Annotated in this window: 15 protein-coding genes; 8 read left to right on the top strand and 7 right to left on the bottom strand. The window is 38.4% G+C overall.

The genetic code is table 11. From position 1 onward, the window contains the following. Positions 1–127 precede the first annotated feature (127 nt). Positions 128–1,468: a DEAD/DEAH box helicase gene (locus C9J40_RS16220; RefSeq protein WP_105062160.1), complete on the top strand. Its 1,341-nt coding sequence runs from the start codon at positions 128–130 to the stop codon at positions 1,466–1,468. A 123-nt stretch (positions 1,469–1,591) separates the two neighbouring features. Here C9J40_RS16220 and C9J40_RS16215 read toward each other — a convergent pair whose 3' ends face one another. Continuing rightward, positions 1,592–2,143 carry an SPOR domain-containing protein gene (locus C9J40_RS16215; RefSeq protein WP_107207894.1) on the bottom strand — a complete coding sequence of 184 codons (552 nt, stop codon included), beginning with the start codon at positions 2,141–2,143 and terminating at the stop codon, positions 1,592–1,594. Positions 2,144–2,449: 306 nt separating this feature from the next. On the opposite strand from C9J40_RS16215, the gene C9J40_RS16210 reads away from it, so the two are divergent. The 6 genes from C9J40_RS16210 (at position 2,450) to C9J40_RS16185 (ending at position 7,907) form a co-directional block, all read left to right on the top strand. Then, a complete protein-coding gene (locus tag C9J40_RS16210) occupies positions 2,450–2,830 on the top strand; it encodes a LexA family transcriptional regulator (protein WP_107207896.1) in 381 nt (126 codons plus the stop codon). Between the two features lie 13 nt (positions 2,831–2,843). Next, a complete protein-coding gene (locus C9J40_RS16205) occupies positions 2,844–4,154 on the top strand; it encodes a Y-family DNA polymerase (protein WP_107247438.1) in 1,311 nt (436 codons plus the stop codon). A 111-nt stretch (positions 4,155–4,265) separates the two neighbouring features. Further along, complete coding sequence (locus C9J40_RS16200; protein ID WP_107247437.1) at positions 4,266–5,636, top strand: histidine-type phosphatase; 1,371 nt, start codon at positions 4,266–4,268, stop codon at positions 5,634–5,636. Between the two features lie 176 nt (positions 5,637–5,812). Continuing rightward, entirely contained in the window at positions 5,813–6,043 is a 231-nt protein-coding gene (locus C9J40_RS16195) for a hypothetical protein (protein WP_107207901.1), read from the top strand. A 256-nt stretch (positions 6,044–6,299) separates the two neighbouring features. After that, positions 6,300–7,142: a tetratricopeptide repeat protein gene (locus tag C9J40_RS16190; RefSeq protein WP_107207902.1), complete on the top strand. Its 843-nt coding sequence runs from the start codon at positions 6,300–6,302 to the stop codon at positions 7,140–7,142. Positions 7,143–7,301: 159 nt separating this feature from the next. Continuing rightward, the gene (locus C9J40_RS16185) at positions 7,302–7,907 is read left to right on the top strand and encodes a sugar O-acetyltransferase (protein ID WP_107247436.1); all 606 of its coding nucleotides are present in this window, start codon (positions 7,302–7,304) and stop codon (positions 7,905–7,907) included. An 80-nt stretch (positions 7,908–7,987) separates the two neighbouring features. Here C9J40_RS16185 and C9J40_RS16180 read toward each other — a convergent pair whose 3' ends face one another. From C9J40_RS16180 to C9J40_RS16160, 5 genes are all read right to left on the bottom strand, one after another. After that, entirely contained in the window at positions 7,988–8,938 is a 951-nt protein-coding gene (locus C9J40_RS16180; protein ID WP_107247435.1) for a YeiH family protein, read from the bottom strand. Positions 8,939–9,053: 115 nt separating this feature from the next. Next, positions 9,054–9,395, bottom strand: coding sequence for a YdbL family protein (locus C9J40_RS16175; RefSeq protein ID WP_107247434.1), 342 nt, complete (start codon positions 9,393–9,395; stop codon positions 9,054–9,056). Then, complete coding sequence (locus tag C9J40_RS22275) at positions 9,376–9,633, bottom strand: YnbE family lipoprotein (RefSeq protein ID WP_233217752.1); 258 nt, start codon at positions 9,631–9,633, stop codon at positions 9,376–9,378. The genes C9J40_RS16175 and C9J40_RS22275 overlap by 20 nt, the downstream gene beginning before the upstream one ends. 17 nt (positions 9,634–9,650) lie before the next feature. Further along, complete coding sequence (locus C9J40_RS16165; RefSeq protein WP_107247433.1) at positions 9,651–13,391, bottom strand: YdbH domain-containing protein; 3,741 nt, start codon at positions 13,389–13,391, stop codon at positions 9,651–9,653. 176 nt (positions 13,392–13,567) lie between these two features. After that, positions 13,568–14,425: a DUF4344 domain-containing metallopeptidase gene (locus tag C9J40_RS16160; RefSeq protein ID WP_107247432.1), complete on the bottom strand. Its 858-nt coding sequence runs from the start codon at positions 14,423–14,425 to the stop codon at positions 13,568–13,570. A 273-nt stretch (positions 14,426–14,698) separates the two neighbouring features. Between C9J40_RS16160 and C9J40_RS16155 the strand changes: the two genes are divergently transcribed. Continuing rightward, on the top strand, positions 14,699–16,648 hold the full coding sequence (locus C9J40_RS16155; protein ID WP_107247431.1) for a CHASE3 domain-containing protein: 1,950 nt from the start codon (positions 14,699–14,701) through the stop codon (positions 16,646–16,648). Between the two features lie 77 nt (positions 16,649–16,725). On the opposite strand, the gene C9J40_RS16150 is transcribed toward C9J40_RS16155, so the two are convergent. Continuing rightward, the gene (locus C9J40_RS16150) at positions 16,726–19,464 is read right to left on the bottom strand and encodes a bifunctional acetate--CoA ligase family protein/GNAT family N-acetyltransferase (RefSeq protein ID WP_107247430.1); all 2,739 of its coding nucleotides are present in this window, start codon (positions 19,462–19,464) and stop codon (positions 16,726–16,728) included. Positions 19,465–19,691: the final 227 nt, after the last annotated feature.

Here is a 19,691-nt window from a genome sequence, read left to right as displayed (position 1 = left end):
GGTAAATATGCTTTCTTAATCAGAACTTGTGTTATAATCAACGGCTAATGTTTTTCACGTTATTGTGATATTCATCATAGTTAACTGTAAACTCTATCCAAAGAGTTGTTTTTACCGGAGCGTCATTTTGCATTTTAAAGATCTTGGATTAGACCCACGCCTACTGAAAAAAATCAATCACTTGGCGTTTGATCGAGCAACCGAAATTCAGCAAACAGCTATTCCTGTTGCTATCGCAGGCAAAGATATCTTAGCCTCATCGAAAACGGGTTCCGGTAAAACATTGGCGTTTTTGCTTCCTGCAATGCAACGTATGTATCGTAGTAAGCCGTTTACACGCCGTGATCCTCGAGTATTGATCCTGACACCAACGCGTGAATTGGCTAAACAGGTTTTTGCGCAATTACGTACATTAAATGCAGGTACACCTTATGACGGTACCTTGATTGTTGGTGGTGAAAACTTTAATGATCAAGTTAAAGCACTTCGTAATGACCCTATGTTTGTTGTTGCAACACCGGGTCGTTTAGCTGATCACCTAGAGCACCGTAGTACGCACCTTGACGGTTTAGAAATGCTAATCCTTGATGAAGCAGACCGTATGCTTGATTTAGGTTTTGAAGCACAACTTCGTCGTATTAACGAAGCGGCTAACCACCGTCGTCGTCAAACCTTAATGTTCTCTGCAACGTTAGACCATTCAGATGTCGTAGAAATTGCATCTGAAATGCTTGATAACCCCAAGCGTATTTCGATTGGCCACTCAGCAGAAGAGCATAAAGATATTACACAACGCTTTATTCTTTGTGATCACTTAGATCATAAACAAGCGTTACTGGATAAAATCTTAGAAACCCAAGATTACAAACAAGTTATCATCTTTACTGCAACCCGTGCTGATACTGATCGTTTAACCGCTGAACTAAACGAGCGCAAGCTAAAAGCCGTTGCACTAAGTGGCAGCTTAAACCAGAACCAGCGTAATAGCATCATGAGCCAATTTGAGCGCACATGTCATAAGATCCTTGTTACAACGGATATTGCTTCTCGTGGTTTAGATATAGATAACGTATCACTGGTTATTAACTTCGATATGCCTAAACATGCGGAAGAATATGTCCACCGTGTAGGTCGTACAGGCCGTGCGGGTAACAAAGGTGATGCTGTATCACTGGTTGGCCCTAAAGACTGGAAGAGCTTTAAAAACGTTGAAGCATTCTTAAAGCAGAAGATTGAATTTACCACTATCGAAGGTTTAGAAGGTAAGTTTAAAGGGTTGAAACCTGCGCCTAAGAAGAAGTTTATTAAGAAGAAACCAACAGGCGATAAAGTGGTTGCTCAGAAGCAGCAAGCTCCACGCGCTAAGAAGAAAGTGGATAAACGTTTTTACGAAAACCAAGCGGTGGGTAACGACGTATTTATGCCGAAGAAAAAGCGCAATACAGACGTGAGTAAAGATGGCGAATAAGCTCTCTATTTAATCACTGCAAAAAAGCCAGAGTATGACTCTGGTTTTTTATTTCTGTTAAAAAATATAGACGATAAAAAACCAGCCTAAGTGCTGGTTTTTTATTGCGTAATCAAAGGTTGATTAACGTAGTTGGTATACCTGACCTTCTTTGTCAGCTTTCACCTTGGCAAAGCTTAATGGGAATGGTCCTTGTGCTTGAACAGATGCAGGTAGACTGTGAATAGCTTGGCGAGCTTCATCTTTTGTTGCAAAGTTACCATAAATGACAGCGTACCAGTTACGGCCGTCGACATGTTTCCAGTTAACCCAAATTGGCTCATTACCTGTAATTGGCTGTAGGTAACCACGTAAATTACGCTCTTCACTTAGTGCTAAGATTTGTACTGTGTAACGAGAAGGAGAAATATCACCAAATGCTTGGTCGTTAGTCATTGATGTCTCATCTTCAAGGTGCGCATTATTGTTGTTGATATAATCGCTATCAATCACTGGCGGTGGCGTTACTGTTGTTTCAGGAACGACAGTATGAGTTGGTTTTTCACACTGAAAATTAGCACCGTCAATTTTTGATGGCATAAGGTAACCTGAATCGCATGGGCTGTCAGAAGATGCACAACCAGATAAAGCTAATAGGCCTAAAAGAGTAACTGCCTTACGAGTCAGTAACGTCATATGTGTCTCCATAATCTTTGAGAGTAGATACTATATCGACGAAAGCCTAGAAATAGGCGTCAATATTCAGTATCGGATTTTATTAAATTCATTGTATCCAATAAAGGTATATTCTCCGCATTAAAATAGTATAAAAAACGCTGTTTGATGATTTTTCATTCGATTAAAATACTGATTTACTGGTTTTTAATATGTTTCATGAATAATGGATTTTTGCAGTAAGAGAAAAAACAATAAAAAAAGTGACCTTACAGTACCAATCGTATTAAGCTGTATAAATGTACAGTAGTATTTTTGGTCTGTTTAATGACAGCATATCCGTATTTTATTGAATCAGTGATGTGTGGTTTTCCATCTCCCGCTGATGGACATCAAGAGAGTTTAGATCTTGATGAGTATTTGATCCGCCATCCTAATGCGACTTTCTTTTTGCGTGCATCCGGTGAGTCTATGATTGGCGCTGGAATTTTTGATGGTGATTTGCTGGTGGTTGATCGGGCTGAAAAGGTGATCCCTGGGCGAATAGTTATTGCACGCATATATGATGAATTTACCTGTAAACGTTTAATTCGTTTAAATGATGCTTGGTGGTTAAAAGCAGAAAATCCAGCCATGAAATCATTTCCTCTACCTCAAGATGCTGAAATTTTTGGTGTCGTGACCCGTAATATTCACAATTTACTTTAATGCTGTATTTGAAATGACAATATCTGAAATTATTACAGGTAAACACGATCAAGTGTGGGCATTGGTAGACGCCAAGAGTTTCTATTGTTCTTGTGAACAGTTGTTTGATCCAACGTTAGTGAATAAGCCCTTAGTGGTACTTTCAAATAACGATGGTTGTTGTGTCGCTCTTTCTGATCAAGCGAAAGCACTGGGCATTCAACGTGGTGCGCCATGGTTTAAAGTTGAACGAGATGTCCGTATGAAAGGCGTTCAGGTACGTAGTTCAAATTACAACTTATATGCCGATATGAGTCGTCGTTTTATTGAAGAGCTCTCTAAATTTTCTCCGTGTGTTGAACAATATTCAATAGATGAAGCCTTTGTTCGTCTTGATGGTTTTAAGTTAGAACAATTGCAAGATTATGGTCGCGAAATTAAAGACACTATTTATAAAAATATTGGATTACCTGTTCGTGTAGGGATTGGTGCTACAGCAACCTTGGCTAAATTGGGCAATCATGCAGCCAAAGTGTATGAGCGACAGGTGAATGGTGTCATTCAAATTGACAGTGATTATAAAAGGGAATGGTTATTAGCTCGTACAGATATTCAAAATATTTGGGGGATAGGGGCAAAAACGGCAACGAAGTTACGTACATTAGGTATTGATAATGCATTACAACTATCCCAAAAGAGTGCGCCTGAAATGCGGCGAGTATGGAATGTCGTTCTTGCACGAACAATAATGGAATTGCAAGGCGTCGCGTGTATTGCGCCTGGGGATATTGATGAAACCCGAAAACAAATTTTGTCGAGTCGAAGTTTCGGCCAAGGTATTACTGAGTTTGAAGAGTTAAAATCTGCTTTGGCTTTTCATTGCCAACGAGCGGGAGAAAAACTGCGAAAACAAGGAAGCCAAGCCAATATTGTTGGAGTGTTCTTACGTACTAATCGCTATAAGCAACTACCACAGCGAAACCGTAGTAGTGCAGTAGCACTTATGTGTCCAAGCCAAGATAACTATAAGTTTATTGAATCCGCAATACAGCAGCTTAAACAGCTCTATAAAGAAGGCTATGAGTATCAAAAAGTTGGTGTGATATTAGATGAACTGACGCCAGCTGAAAACAATAGTTTTCAATTAGATATGTTTGATACCAGTGCCTATGATGAAACTAAACGTCGAGATTTAATGGCAATCACCGATATGATGAATGCGAAGTTTAAGAATGGAATTAAACCCGCCTCTGTTATTGCAACTTCCAACTGGCACATGAAGCAAGCACATCGTTCTAACCGTTGGACTACACGACTTGATGAATTACCGATTGCGAAATGTTAAACCTCTGTCGCGGCGAATAGTTTTAAGTTGACAAAAGCCTGACCTAAATGAAGATAAGTTGTCACATAACTCGCTTAATCTCGCGTTTTTACACGAATATTAAGGTTTTATATGCGTTATCTTGCTTTGTGTTGTGCTCTGGGCGTTATCGGGATCACAGCTTGTCATTCAGATGATAAACCCGATCCCGTTACTGAGTATCAATTTGGTACAAAAACAACTTATGCGCCACAGCAGAAACTCGGTAGTTACCAACAAGCACCGCAAGGTTATGAGTTAGTTTATTCTGAGTTGGTCTCTCGTCATGGCTCCCGTGCACTTTCCAGTTTTAAATATGACGATATTTCAATGCAAGTTTGGCGTGAGGCACAAAAGCAAGGTGCGCTTACTCCATTAGGTGAAAAGCTCGGTGCTGAAATCGAACGTATGACTGCAGCTAACGAAGCGTTAGGTTACGGTAATTTATCCGGTTTAGGTCATGATGAGTTGTTGGCGATTGGTAAGCGTGCAGCACAGCGCAATCATTCTTTGATTGATCAAGCAATAGAAAATCAACGTCATATTGTGGTGGAATATTCAGGTAAAGATCGCGCACTGGCAAGTGCCAATGCTTTTACTGAAGGTTTGACAGAAAATAACCAAGATCTCGCCGATTTACTGTTAGAACCAAAAGTTAACAAAGCGCAGTTGTATTTCCATAAAGAAAACAAAGAATACAATGACTATGTTGATCACGACGCTGCATTAAGAGCGGCTATTGATCGTTTATTCGATAGCGAGAAATCTCATCAAGTAGCACAAGCAGTATTAGAAAGTCTCTATAGTCCGGAGTTTGTACAACAATTAGTAAATGGTGAACTGAAGTTTTATTCAACAGAAGAGCCTGATGAGTTATTGGCAGAAAATGAAGTCGATGCAGTAATACATTTGTTTAACCTCTACTTAATTGCACCAGGTATGGCACAAGAAGCAGGTGAAGAGCCTTGGCACTTTGAGCAATTCTTTACTCCAGAAGAAACTCAATGGTTAAGCTATGTATTAGATGGTGAAGATTTTTATGAAAAAGGCCCAAGCTTTAACAATACTGATATTACTTACAAGATGGCATCGGTATTGGTTGATGACTTTTTCAATGAAATCGAAAAAATTAAACAAGGTAATGAGCAGGCGGCACTAAAGGTACGTTTTGCCCATGCTGAAACTATTATGCCTTTTGCTGCCAATATGCAATTGAAAGGTAGTGAAGAGGGTGTTGATCCTCAAACGACCTTTAGCTACGACAACAATGATTGGCACGGTAAATGGGTAGCACCTTATAGCAGTAATATTCAGTGGGATGTGTATCGTGGTGAAGCTGATGATTTGCTTGTGAAAATGCTTTATAACGAGAAAGAAATTGGCTTTAAATCATCATGTCACCCTATTGAGGCTGGGAGCTATTTCTATCGCTTTAGTGAATTAAAGCGTTGCTATAAGCAATAATCGCTAACCGAGTTGACAGTCTATCTGTATCGTAAGAGCCAAATAGTATGTTCGCTTTTTAATACTCACATTTAATAACGAGTATTTGATAGACTATTTTACTCTATCAAATACTCAATCGATATTTTTCAACCTTCATCACTCTATTACTATTAATCAGCAGATAGGAGTGAAGTATGAAAAAATGGTTAGATAAAAATAATGATAAAAAGCTTAGAATTACAGCGGCATTGATTGCGATTGGGCTAATAGTTGCTTCGCTAATGACATCAGGATTAATCAGTGCAATTTGCGATTTAATCGCCTTTGTTATTCTTATTACAGTGGTATGGCTTAAAGTTGATGAGAGTAAACATCACGCAATTCAAACTGTATCTAGATCTGATCGGGTTGAAATTGAACCATAATACTGTGAGTTCGTAATGTTGATTTATTGATAACTTCTATTTAGTTTTTTAATAGGGGATTTACATTTTAGAAGAGTAAATGGTCTTATTTCAATCATTACAAAACTAGAAAGTGATGATTAATTATTCGATATATTTCTATTAAACTGCTTATATACCTATTTTTCAGCAATTTACCTTCACTTTTTGCTATTTAGTCCCTCCATTTGCTATGGTTTCAGAAGTTGTACTGTTTACCTATGTAAAAGGAATACTTATGCGCTTGCTTATAGGGCTATTAGTTTCTCTACTTCTCTGTTTTTCTGTACAGGCAAGTGAAAAAAAATACTCAGAAACGGACATGTTAGAAAAGCCGTTCATGGAACGTTATATTCTTGATGAATTGAAAGATTTACGTGAATCACAGCAAGATCTTGAACGTCGAATGGTGATAGAAATTACCGATCGCGAATTATCAGTTGCCGATAAGTCATTAAATTATGCGAATGTCACCGTCACTTACTTTTTCTACATTATTGCAGGTGTCGCATCTCTTATCGCTTTTGTTGGCTGGCAGTCTCTTCGTGAGTTCAAAAGTAACACCACTGAAATGGCGGATAAACGATTAGAGAAGATTGCCCAAGAATATGAGAAGAAGTTCTTGGCGCTTGAACGAGATTTAAAACGTAAAACACGCATTATTAGTGAAAATAATAAAGAAATTGAGAAAATTAACGAAATTCATAACCTTTGGTTACGTGCGCAAAGTTCTCAAACACCAGAACAACGTATTGGCGTGTATGACGAAATTTTACTTATTCGCCCCGGTGATCTTGAAGCGTTAACCTATAAAGCAGATGCGGCAATGGAAATTAAGGAATACCATTGGGCGCTGAGCTTATGTAATCGAGTGTTGGAGGTGGATGACACCAATGGTCCAGCACTTTATCAGCGTGCTTGTGCTTATTCTCGATTAGGGATTGAAGAGCAAGCGATTGAAGATCTAGAGCGTGCGATTATTGCAAGCCCATCTATTCGTGATTTAATTGCGGATGAGCCTGATCTTGATATTCTTCATGGTAATGGCCGTTTTGACTTGTTGTTATATTCACCTGAATAAACAAAATTGTATTTATCCTTTTTAATTAAGATCTCTATCACGAAGCGGCAAAATGATAGCCGCTTTTTTATTTATCCGTGTTTCTTGTTATATAAAATAGCCGCGCCATCAGATACTTTATTTATTATATTGAAATGTCTATTGGTATTAGAGGCAAGGATGAGCAGCAAACTATCAGATTTCTCCGTACATTTACCCATCAACCCAGAACTTGTCCAATTTCAGCAAAGTGTTAAAGAAAAGCTGTATGACTTTAACCATGCTCGACCATCAGAAGACGAAAAATATCATCGCATCCTGTCTGAGTTATTGGGTTCGGTAAATGGCGTTACTATTCTTCCGCCATTTTATTGTGATATGGGAAAGAATATACATTTCAAACGTGGTGGTTTTCTTAATGCAGGCGTTAAAATTTTAGATATTGCTCCAGTGATGCTTGGAGAGTTCGTTCAAATTGGACCAAATGTGGTTATTAGTACAGCAGGGCATCCATTAGATATTGCTGAAAGAGTCTTACCTATTGCTGCTGCTAATCCTATCACTATTGGTGATAATGTATGGATAGGAGCCGGAGCCATAATATTAGACGGGGTTACTATTGGTGATAGAAGTGTCATTGGCGCAGGTAGTATTGTAACAAAAGATATTCCTGCAGACTCTGTTGCTGTAGGTAATCCCTGTCGAGTAGTAAAAAAAATCGAGCATAGTGCTATACCATCAGAAGCAGAATTAGAAGAGATGTGGCGTCCAATTATGGAAATGTAATACTCAAGGCTGCTAACCAGCGTATAAAAACAAAGAGCCAGACATATAGTCTGGCTCTTTGTTTAGACAATAGAGAAAAGTTAAGGGATAAACATTTCGATATAGATTAATGAGGATATACCAATAGCAAGCCAGAGTAGCACACCTAATAACATTGGTTTTGGACCCGCATTTCTCAGCTTATTAACAGTGATCCCAGAGCCGATTAAGAATAGACACACCACCAGCAAACGTTTCGAAGCTGTAAATATCACATCGTAAACAGATTGAAATTGCGGTAAAAAGTGCGCAATTAAAATAGCAACACAATATAAAACGATAAAGTAAGGTACCGCGATTTTCTTGCTGTTCCCTTTAAAAATTAAAGCACTGATAAAAGCGACAGGGATGATCCATAATGCACGCGCTAACTTTAACGTTGTTGCTGTTTTTAAGGCTTCATCCCCGTAAGAACCAGCTGCACCGACAACAGATGAAGTGTCGTGAATGGCAATCGCTGCCCATGTTCCGAAAGCGTGCTGGCTCATGTCCAATAAATGACCAATAGCCGGGAATACAAACAGTGCGACAGCGTTTAAGACAAATACCGTTGCTAAGGCAAGTGATGTTTGCTCATCTTTTGCATTAATAGCAGGGGAAACCGCTGCAATAGCGCTACCACCACAAATTGCAGTACCAGAGGCAATTAAATGACCGGTTTTCTTATCTAGTGATAAAAAGTGAGTAGCAATCCAGCCTAGAAGTAGCGTAAAGAAAATAGAGCAAATGATTAAACCTAATCCAGCTTTACTGGCTTCAATTGCCTCATTTAAATGGATACCAAAGCCCAAACCTATAATGGAATAAGATAAAAGTTTTTTGGTTAGGGCAGCGATATTAAATTGTGAAGGGACTAAACCAAAACTGGCAAGAAGAAAACCAAGGATTAAAGCGATTGGCGAACTGATAATAGGCAGTAAACATAATAACGCAGTACAAATAAATATCGCGTCTATTGGTCGTAGACGTTTGAGGTTATCAATGATGGGCATAGTAATAGCGATAAAAATATAATTATAATTAAGAATATTATACGCTGAATACTGAACAGTTTAGAGTTAAATAGACTGAGTGTGGGGTTAAGAAAAACTTAACATAAGTAAGGGTTTATTTTTTAACCCAATCCCCCGTTTTAGTTTGAAAATACTGTCCCGGTAAAGTTTTCTTTACCGCTTTTTCTTGTGCCATGCTACTCACTTCATCTAATGATAGATTATTTTTTTTGCTGATATGCAAGTAGCCTTGTTGGCGTTTGCTATTCACGGAATCAATTAAGGCACGTAAAGACGGTGAAGGAGTAGGTTGTACACTGGCCACATACCCATTATTTGCCTCACCAATCAGTCCGTGCTGTTTAGCTTGTTGTAACGTTAATGCATGAGCCACTGACGACAATAGCATTAGCCCAGTCAGTACATTTAGAGCGAATTTAAAATACATCTTTGTCATTGAATAGCTCATTAATTTCACGATCGGCTTTCACATTGATTTCATGCTTAATATTGATGTTAAGGTTAATAACGATCGGCTTTTCTGAAAGTGCAACCTCAACCTTTGGTGTACAGCCACTGATTACAATAATACTCGAAAGGCCTAATAGCAGAAAAGCGGCTTTTACTGCTGAAAAATGACCATCAGAGCGACTCTTATTGTCTTGATTTTGGCAATGTTTGTTATAGGTAATCATATCTGGTAGTTGTCTTCTTATTCTTGAATGCCAAGTTGTTGTTTGATTTGAGCGACTAAATGTGATGAATAAATCAAATCTTTTGAGCGCAATAATTTAGGGATATTGTCATTTAAATTAATGTTTAAGTGGATCGGACGTCCGTTCTGGAAGTCTGGGCTTTGACCTTTGATTTCTGTTATTAATGAAAGGTCGCCATTTTTAGCGTAATCAAAGGTAAGAGCAATACTATTATAATGGTAATTTTCTAAAACCTTTACAATATTGAGCGGACTTGACGCGCCCGCCTCTTTAATTTTTTTATCAAGGCTTGAGCCTTCAATGTAGCGTAATACGCCGCCGGGTTTACGGGTATCGAGCGAAGCGTTACGTATCACAATACTGCCATTATCAAGTGCAATAGGAATAACACCATCTACTTTTCCTGTTAGCTCTATATTGTCTTGATCCGCAATCGCCATGACACGTTTTAAATCAATCCCCGTTACCTTTAAAGGAACTTCTTTAATATTACTCAGGCTAGTGATAGTGAGTGGTGTAATAGTGACATTTCCCCCGTAAAGCTCAGTTGAACCGTGTGCAATATGGTAATACTGTTTTGCGGTATCAAAATCAGCAACAAAACGAGGGTTTGACATCGGAATACCCAGATCAAGATAATCGGCTGAGATTTCCAGCGGTGATTGTGTTTTCACATTAGAATCAATCAGCGTTAATTCTACATTGCTATCAACGTTACCAAAGCGATAACTTTCATACGCACCTGTAATGCCTTTACTTGATAGTTCAATAGAGCCTGTAATTTGTGCATCTTTATTTATATGAATATCGGCACTCGTGGTTAACTGACCATGGGTAATATTTAAATCAATCGGCAATATAGGAATGTAATAGCTTTTGAGATCTTGCTCTGGTGTAAAATCAAATGTGTGACGCTGTAACTTTATGTGAGAGTTCCCAGTGTCAAAGTTAGCGTGTAAATCAATATCTGCAAATAAAGCCTTTCTGCTGTTTTTAAATTGATTGTTGAGGGTTAACTCATTGCCTAATAACTGTACGTGGCCATCACTGTAAATTTTACCCAGTTTTAATTGATTACGTTGAACATTAAATACAATACCGTAATCAGACCTAATGATCAGTGGTTTAAGAATAACGTCACTATCTGTATTGTGGTTTATATTACCTGATGTATCGATGATAGACGCGGTTAAAAAAGCCTCTGGATTATCAATTTCGTTACGTAATGGCGCAGTGAAATGTGATGCTCCCGCACAAACATTCAATTGTGGTAGAGCCGTCGCTGAGTAGACGTTATCTTTAATTAACGCTTCAACACTGTATGCGTGACTATGCTTATACGGTGGTGTAGGAATACTTCGCATGACAGGATTGCACACTTTAGATGACGGATCTTTATTTGTACTATCCGTATTAGGCTTCACGTTTTCTAATGACGTGTCATCGTCTAATTTCAAATCTTGGCTAAGATAAAAATTATTAACTTTGATCCCTAGATCTGCGCGATAGCGACTTAATGATGGATGCCTGTTTTCATCTGAATGAGCTCCTTCTTGGCGGTTTACTACAAATTCAGAATTCAGTGATGCCTTTGTTTCTGCTGGTTGGTAAATGGTAAATGTACCAATAGTACCTTGTTTATTTTGTGTATAGAGTCCGACTAATGAATCTAACTGGAAGTTAACATTCTTACTTTGGCTCTTTTGAAAGCCAGGAATACTTTGAACATCAACATTATCCATTGAAATATTATTCTTAGCCATTTTTGCGACTAAGAGGTTGTTAGCCCATGTTGCTACCATGTTGGTGCGAAAATTGAAGTTTTTAATCAAACTATTAGGCATGGGATAAATCTTATCGGCTTTAGCTTCAATCTCTGCATTAATATGACATTGCAAATTAGGGTAAAGACAGCTGAGATCTTTAAAATTTAGTTTGATAGCCGATTGCGTTTTTTTATTAACAAAACTAATTTTTTTACTGTCATCTTTCAAATTGACACGTAGTAGCTTGTCGTAGAAATTCACGTTAAATTCGATTTTGCCATCACTGATCATTTTAACATCAGCAAGTTGTTTGTTTTTACGTTGTTCTGCGTGCTCACCATTAAATTTTTTGAATAAGCCTGCTGGGAGAGCGTACTTGTTTAAGGCGATCTCAAAAGATTCAGGTAATTCAAATCCTACATCATAATAAGCGGTAGCAAGTTTGTTGTTAAGCAGCATGCTTTTATTCTTAGGCGCATCAATAGGAGCTGATGTTTGTTTAGCCCAAAAGCGCAGTGGGCCATTGATCTTTGCGTTAGGCAGTTCAGTTAGGCCTAGACGATCTGTAAATTCTTTGGTGTCTTTGAAGTTAGCATTACAATTGAAGTAAGTAGGTAATGGCTGTTTAAAGAGGATTTTAGATTCACAGTAAAGGTTGTTACCGTCACTGCGTGTTAGGTGGGTATTAACCCATGCATCAATTTTAGTTAAGTGACGAACTGTCACATCAAGATCGTAGGGATTAGGCGCAAGTGCTTTACCACGAACAATAAATTTCGCTTTTGTTCGCGCTTCTTCTGTGACGTTAAGATCTTTTGCTTGTTGTTTCGCTTGATCTATTGCCTTTTTTCTATCAATTTGTTTCTGTGTCGCCAGTTTTTTAGCTGTTTTCTTTTTATGCTTTTTTTGTTCAGTCTTACCTTCTGTATTTGCGAGTGGTGTTTCTAAAACCACCTTCGCATCTAAAATTAAATCACCGTAAGTAAAAGATTTCACTTTAAATTTGTGCATCGGCAATTGCGCAAGGTTGGCAATGGTTTGTCCTAAGTGGTAGCCCTTATTATTAATATCGGCACGCTCAACAAATTGCGGCAAATATTTAGGTTCTTCAATATGAAATTTATCAGTGGTTAACACCATAGAGTCTATTGGATCATGGAAATCAATCGCGAAAGCCATTTTCGTGATGATTTGCTTTTCTAAAATTGAATATAAGGTTTCCCACTCTGGAACCAAAGAGCCAATATTAATTTTGAGTGGAGTTGAATCCTTCTTCCAAGCAATAGAAAAATCACCATCGTTAAAAGGTAAACGATAATGAGGAGAGGGATTATAGTCAGGGAAAAACAGGGTTATCACACCGTGCTTTACTGTGCCAGATAATGCAATATCAGGATCACTATTAAAATCTACGTTAACATCTTCTAGTATCTGGATAGCGTTAGGCCACCCACTTACACTGTTAGTATGCAGCGCTGATGCTGTTACTTTTCGCGCATGGGCTGAAAAACGAAAAGGTGTCTTAAAATGCGTAAACTTAAAATCAGCATCCCAAAAGTGAATGTAGTTAAGTTGTACATTGTTCTCTTTAAGCATTGATTTTGCTGCAGGAGGAAGTACCAGTTTCGTTTTTGTTGCCACTATATGATACGACACTTCTCCACTGGTTTTATCGAGACGTCGTTGAAGAGATAAATTGTTAAACTCTAATTTTGTATCATTAATACTGACAGAGATTTTCTTGGCAGAAAGACCATGTTTGAAATGTAACCCTGAAACGCTGTTAAGGTGGATCCCTTTACTGTTCAGCCAGATAGAAAGTACGACAGGCGGAAGCGTTGTGAAAAGTAAAATCGTCCAAAATAGAAAGCGACGGAATCGCTTAGGCTGCGAAACCGCATTAGTATGATCATTCTTACTTATATCTGAGTTTGTTTCTGCTTTATTATCTTTTTGACTGCCATTCGACATAGAATACAAACTCATCCGTAAAAGTGTAACAACACAATGTAAATCGTTATCATGTTATTGATATTAAAGATTATAGCCCTATAGTAAAGTGATTGTTTTTTGCTTTGTCATATTTGGGTTATTTATAGCTTTAAATCTTGCGCTGCAATTATCATATCATCTCAGATTGCTCATCGTTATTCGGCAAGATAATGCAACCAGCCTTGATTAATAACAGAAAAATATTCAGGACAACGTTCTTTTTGTTGCTGGCGTTCAGAGACGGGTAAGTCATCGAAAATACGTTGATAACGGTTAGGATTACTGCCATACACTAGACATAAAATATTATAGTAACGCTGTAAGTCTAAACTGTGCTCGCTGACAAAATCTGCATCATCAAAACTGTCTATATCCAGATCTTCTAACGCAAATAAATCGGCGGAGTTCATCGCTATTTCATCTCCTCTTGCGATATCGTTAAGTAATAGTATGGTCGCAAAGTTATCCACAGAATCTTCTTCTTTGCCTAAAATGGGTATTGCTCGATCGAGAATATAAGCATGACCAATTTCATGCAGTAGGGTATGTAATAACGTATCTTCTGTTGCTTGGTTTAACCGTCGTTGATTGTTAATAAAGCCTTTATTTTTTAAACGGTTACGGGCTTTAATAACAAATTGATAGGGAATATGGATCGAATATGTTTGAGGATCGAACAGCGGACCATCTTCAGAACCGAACACAACCTGTAAACTGGGAGAGAAAATAAAACGACGTTGACTAAGTTGTTTGATGGTGTCAAGTACAGGAGATTGTTCAATAAATTGTTCAATTTGTTGCTGTCCAGCCGCTGGTGGTAAAAAGCGAAAAGTGATAGTGGGAGCAGGTTCAAGTGCTAAACCGTACTGATCATCAAGAGGAATATTGGTACCAATATTTTTGGTCGTTCCTGCGTAAGTAAAATGCGATAGAAACAAAAAGCTCATGATAGTGGTGAGTAAATATAAATAATGACGTGTTTTATATCCCTCAGTGTTTAGATAGTTATACACAGTAACACCTCACATAATTCGGATAACTGTCTTTAAAGTGAAAATTATAGTGTATAAGGCATTTTTGTTAGCTAAATATGCTACGGCTTTAAAGATAATTTTATCAATACGTTTGATATTCTCAGTTTTAAAACAAATTACTGTAGTTTATAAATTTAAGTGCAATTAATTGCTTATTCTATATAAGGCTACAAGCTATGGACATTTTGGGTTAACTGAAGTGATCGCCGTCATATCTGCCGTTATTACTCAATAATAAAAGGCTAATACATTATGAATATCTCCAATATTTCAATAAGAAATAAGCTACTAATAAGTAATGGCTTCGTTATTTTTTTACTTGGCGTTTTATTTACCATTGTATGGAATGCAATTAATACAATGGAGCAAACATCCAAAAAAGTAGAACACACATATAAAGTTATCGATCATGCGAATGGGCTTGTTAGTGCGATGATTGATCAAGAAACAGGACTGCGCGGTTTTGCTATTGGTGGACAAACTGAATATTTAGAACCTTATGTGAGTGGTAAAGATAGGTTCAAAAAAGATCTTAATATTGTTAAACAATTGACCAGTGATAATCCAACACAACAACGACGGTTTGATAAAGTCGAGAGTGATGCGATGAACTGGCAAAAGTATGCAGAAAATATCATTAAGCTTCGAAAAGATATTAAAAGTGGTGAGAATGCAGCCATTGAAATCGATGAACTATTAGCTTCTGGAATGGGGAAGAAGCTTATGGATCAGATTCGAGTTGAAGTAAAAGATAGAAAGTTTGGCTATAAAAGCACTGATGTACTCCAAGCGTTAATTAATATGGAAACAGGATTACGTGGTTATATCATTAATAAAGATGAAGCTTACCTTGAGCCGTATTACATCAGTAAGAAAGAGTTAGAAAATATATTTAAATTCAACAAGTTTGAAGATAGAAACGTCAATGCTTGGATTAATAATTATGCTGAGGTTGCAATTAAGCTGATAAAAAATGGGCTTGATTACAAAGTGATGGAAGATTTATACCAAGAGCTTTCAACGAAGCAAGGCAAGATCTACATGGACGAACTGCGTACTAAAGTGAATGATATCATCGTAGTTGAAAAAGACTTAATGCAGCAACGTAAAATATCGGCAGAAAATGCTGCGGATTTAGCAACCAAAGTGATTACTTGGGGGGGAATCATTACAGCGATTCTTGCCTTGATTATTGGCATTATTATTTCGAAAACCATCACTGGACCAATAGGACGAGCGGTTGTTGCCGCAAAAGAGCTCGCTAACGGTAATTTAACGATTCAAATCAAGCCAAATGGTAATAATGAAGTAGGTGTATTACTCACTGCATTGCAAACAACAGCAGATAGCTTAAAACAAATCATTTTAAAAATGAGTAATGCGAGTGATCAACTTGGAAATGCATCAGATAATTTAACCACGATAACGACGCAATCAAGCCAAGGTGTGAAAGAACAACAACATATGACAGATGAAGTGGCAGTGGCGATGAATCAAATGTCTATGTCAGTTCAAGAAGTTGCACAGAATGCCTTTTCAGCCGCTCAATTCGCTAATGAAGCAAATAGGGAAGCGCAATCAGGGATTATCATTGTTAAAGATACAATAGAAGGTATCCATCAACTTGATGAAGAAATAAACCTCACCTCAGTACGGTTAAATCAATTGGTGCAAGAGACTGAAAATATAGGTGGAATTTTAGATGTTATTCGCGGCATCGCAGATCAAACGAATTTGCTGGCTTTAAATGCTGCAATTGAAGCGGCACGAGCTGGCGATCAAGGGCGAGGTTTTGCGGTTGTGGCTGATGAAGTCAGAGAGTTAGCAAAACGCACGCAAGATTCAACGACAGAAATTCAAGTATTAATTGAAAAAGTGCAGCTAGGCACTAACGAACTAGTTGTCAGCATGGATAAGAGCAATAACTTTGTGAAAGAAAGTGTTGTGAATGCGACGAAATCCCGAGATGCGTTTGGCGTGATCAGCGAATCTATTGCCAAGATCAACGATATGAATACACAAAGTGCTAATGCTTCAGAAGAGCAAAGTACAACGACTGAAGAAATAAATAGAAACATGGAAACGGTGAATATGATTTCTCAGCAAAGTGCTCAAAGCGTTAATGAAACCGTTAAATCCACCCAAGAATTATCTAATTTATCATCACAGCTACATTATATAATTCGTCAATTTAAAGTTTAACGTTAGATGTTGAATATAAGCAATAAAATCAAAAAAGGCAGCAATTTGATGATTTCATCGAATGGCTGCCTCGGAGCTTAGCTATCTTTTTTGTCAGTAAGTGGAAGTAGCATTTCCACAATGCCATCTTCTAGTTGTACATCAATGCTAAAACCGACTTTCTCTGCAAGATGGATCATCCCGCGATTTGACGGCATCGTCATTCCCGTTAAATATTGCAATCCACGTTGTTTACTGTATCTCACTAACTTGTCCATTAAGATACTGCCAAGTCCTAATCCTTTCATATCAGAGCGTACTAGAATCGCAAACTCGGCATCGTGGTTTTTAGGATCGGATAACGCCCGAGCAACACCTAAAACAACATCTTCTTTCTCATTTGTATCTGGGTTGATATTGGCATTTTGTGCAACGGCAACAAAAGCCATCTCACGGTCGTAGTCTATTTGCGTAAACTTAGCGAGTGCTTCATGGTTTAGCTCGCCGACATCAGAGAAAAAGCGTTTATAAAGATCTTCAACCGAAACCTTAGACATAAAGGTTTTATGTAACGGTTCATCTTCAGGCAAAATAGGGCGCAATAGTAAGGTTTGACCATCTTTGAGCACACAACTTTCTTCGTACTCTTTAGGGTAAGGACGTATCGCAAGGCGTTTTTGTTTATCACCACTGAAAGATTGAATCTCCATTGAGGCATCTAACACAGTGAGATCACTACCGCTGATTAATAATGGATGAATATTAAGGGCTTTGATCTCTGGGCAATCGATGATCAAATGTGAGATCTTAACCAATAAATTACACAAAGCAGGAATGTCTATTTTCTCTAATGCACTGCGCTGTTTGATTTTTCCTGTTTTTAGAGCATCGATCACCATATAACGAGCCAGCGCCATATTTAATGGTGGTATACCTACTGCTGCGTCACGGTGGATATCCCAATGCGCATTATCTTCACCCATTAAGATCACAGGGCCAAAGATCGGATCATTATGTACATCGATCCGCAATTCCTGTGCCCCTGAACGATCTGCCATACGTTGTACTAACAATCCATCAATACGCGCAGTGGGGTAAAGCATAGTAGCCCTATCAAAGATAGCTTGCGCTGCGGTTTCAACTTCTGCTGCGGTACGTAAATGAAGAACAACGCCATGTATTTCTGATTTATGTCGTATATCAGGAGAGCGTAACTTAACCGCAACGGGATAGCCTATTTGCTCAGCAATATGAACCGCTTCAACAGCATCAAGCGCAATCCATGTTGGTAGAGTATTAAAGCCATAACATTCTAAAATAGGGCGAGCTTCATGCGTTTCTAAATGATGAATATTATTGGTCAGCATGATATTCACTAATTCATGGACTTGATGTGAATTATGATTGTCATAGCCAACAGAAGCCGGTGTTTCCATCAGTTGCTTTTGGTTACGTCGGTATTCGACTAAATGCATGAAAGCGGAGACTGCGCTTTCAGGAGTGCGATAGGCAGGAAACCCTGCTTCTGTAAAGGTTCTTCGTGCTATAGCCGCTTCGTTTTCACCCGCCCAATTAGTCAATATATTAAAACGTTTAGTCCGAGGGTGCTGGTGGAGAGTGTCAACGAGTGCTTCAGCGGTCGCTGTATCGGGCGCAATAGCAGATGGACTGTGCATGATCAATAAGGCATCAAAATCATCACTGTCTAATAAGATCTTAATTGCCTGTTGGTAACGCGTTATATCAGCATCACCAATAATATCAATGGGATTAGAGTGAGACCAAGATGAAGGTAACACAGCAGAAAGCCGATTAATGGTTTCAGGACTGAGTTGGGCAAGTTTTCCACCGCGATCTGAAAGCGCATCGACAGCCATAATTGCAGGCCCGCCGCCATTGGTTAAAATCGCTAAGCGCTCGCCTCGTAACGGCACAGAGTGGGCAAGTGTTTCAACCGCAGCAAACAGTTCATGAGTATTGTTTACGCGTAACATACCTGATCGCCTAATCGCAGCGTCATAAACCGCATCTAAGCCAATATCACCACCGGTATGGATATGTGCAGCAGAGCTACCGGCTTGGGTTCGGCCACTTTTTAACACCAGTATTCGGCGGTTACGAGCAGCGGCCCTAGCGGCAGACATAAAACGGCGTGCATCTTTTACCGAATCAATGTAAAGCAAAATCGCTTCTGTTTTAGAATCTTGGCATAAGGTATCTAATAACTCCGCAAAGTTAATATCGCAAGCATCACCGAGTGACAAAAAGGTAGAGAATCCAATACTCTTATTTTTTGCCCAATCTAAAATAGTGGTACAAACAGCTGCCGATTGAGAGATGAAGGCAATATTTCCTTTATTAGCACTTATGGGAGAAAACGATGCGTTCAAGTTTAGCCACGGTAAGATCAATCCCATACTATTAGGGCCGATTAATCGCATTCCATATTCTTTGGCTTTCGCCAACATTTGATCTTCAAGGCTTGGCTGATGGTTTGGCGTAAAAGGGGCGGGGTTTAACTGTGGATTATTCATTCCTGCCGCAAGAATAATAGCAGCTTTAACGCCTTTCTTACCCAGTTGTTCAACGATATCAATATTTAACTCAGCCCGAGTACACACAATAGCTAAATCAGGGACACGCGGTAGGCTAGCAATATCAGGATAAGCGAGAATACCTGCTACCGCATCATATTTTGGTGTGACAGGCATAATAGGACCACGGAATTGAGCGGATAAGAGATTCCGAATAACCACATTACCGGCACGCGAAGGGTTATCTGATGCGCCAATAACGGTAATTGATTTTGGTTTGAGCAAACGTCTCATCCCATCCATGATCGATATCCTTTATAGTTAATAGATAAGCTAGTTATAGGATAAACCTGAATTAGATAAGATGGAAAACCTAGCCAAAGAGCTGTGATCTGAACGTAATAAATTCATAAAGAGATAAAGCTAAGAGGATCATTAATATCGATACTTGACTAGATAATTACACAATTCATTCAATTAACATTATTTTTTATCAATAAGTTATCTAATTGTTTTTATATAGATTTTGT

Origin of the sequence: Photobacterium sp. GB-72, assembly GCF_003026095.1 — a bacterium.
GTDB lineage: Bacteria > Pseudomonadota > Gammaproteobacteria > Enterobacterales > Vibrionaceae > Photobacterium.
The sequence above is the reverse complement of the archived record's forward strand: the minus strand, read 5'-3'. Positions and strand labels throughout refer to the sequence as shown.

Coding starts and splice junctions, on each gene's coding strand:
- C9J40_RS16215 (WP_107207894.1), bottom strand. CDS start 2,143: ATGACGTTACTGACTCGTAAGGCAGTTACTCTTTTAGGCCTATTAGCT.
- C9J40_RS16210 (WP_107207896.1), top strand. CDS start 2,450: ATGACAGCATATCCGTATTTTATTGAATCAGTGATGTGTGGTTTTCCA.
- C9J40_RS16205 (WP_107247438.1), top strand. CDS start 2,844: ATGACAATATCTGAAATTATTACAGGTAAACACGATCAAGTGTGGGCA.
- C9J40_RS16200 (WP_107247437.1), top strand. CDS start 4,266: ATGCGTTATCTTGCTTTGTGTTGTGCTCTGGGCGTTATCGGGATCACA.
- C9J40_RS16195 (WP_107207901.1), top strand. CDS start 5,813: ATGAAAAAATGGTTAGATAAAAATAATGATAAAAAGCTTAGAATTACA.
- C9J40_RS16190 (WP_107207902.1), top strand. CDS start 6,300: ATGCGCTTGCTTATAGGGCTATTAGTTTCTCTACTTCTCTGTTTTTCT.
- C9J40_RS16185 (WP_107247436.1), top strand. CDS start 7,302: ATGAGCAGCAAACTATCAGATTTCTCCGTACATTTACCCATCAACCCA.
- C9J40_RS16180 (WP_107247435.1), bottom strand. CDS start 8,938: ATGCCCATCATTGATAACCTCAAACGTCTACGACCAATAGACGCGATA.
- C9J40_RS16175 (WP_107247434.1), bottom strand. CDS start 9,395: ATGACAAAGATGTATTTTAAATTCGCTCTAAATGTACTGACTGGGCTA.
- C9J40_RS22275 (WP_233217752.1), bottom strand. CDS start 9,633: ATGATTACCTATAACAAACATTGCCAAAATCAAGACAATAAGAGTCGC.
- C9J40_RS16165 (WP_107247433.1), bottom strand. CDS start 13,391: ATGTCGAATGGCAGTCAAAAAGATAATAAAGCAGAAACAAACTCAGAT.
- C9J40_RS16155 (WP_107247431.1), top strand. CDS start 14,699: ATGAATATCTCCAATATTTCAATAAGAAATAAGCTACTAATAAGTAAT.
- C9J40_RS16150 (WP_107247430.1), bottom strand. CDS start 19,464: ATGGATGGGATGAGACGTTTGCTCAAACCAAAATCAATTACCGTTATT.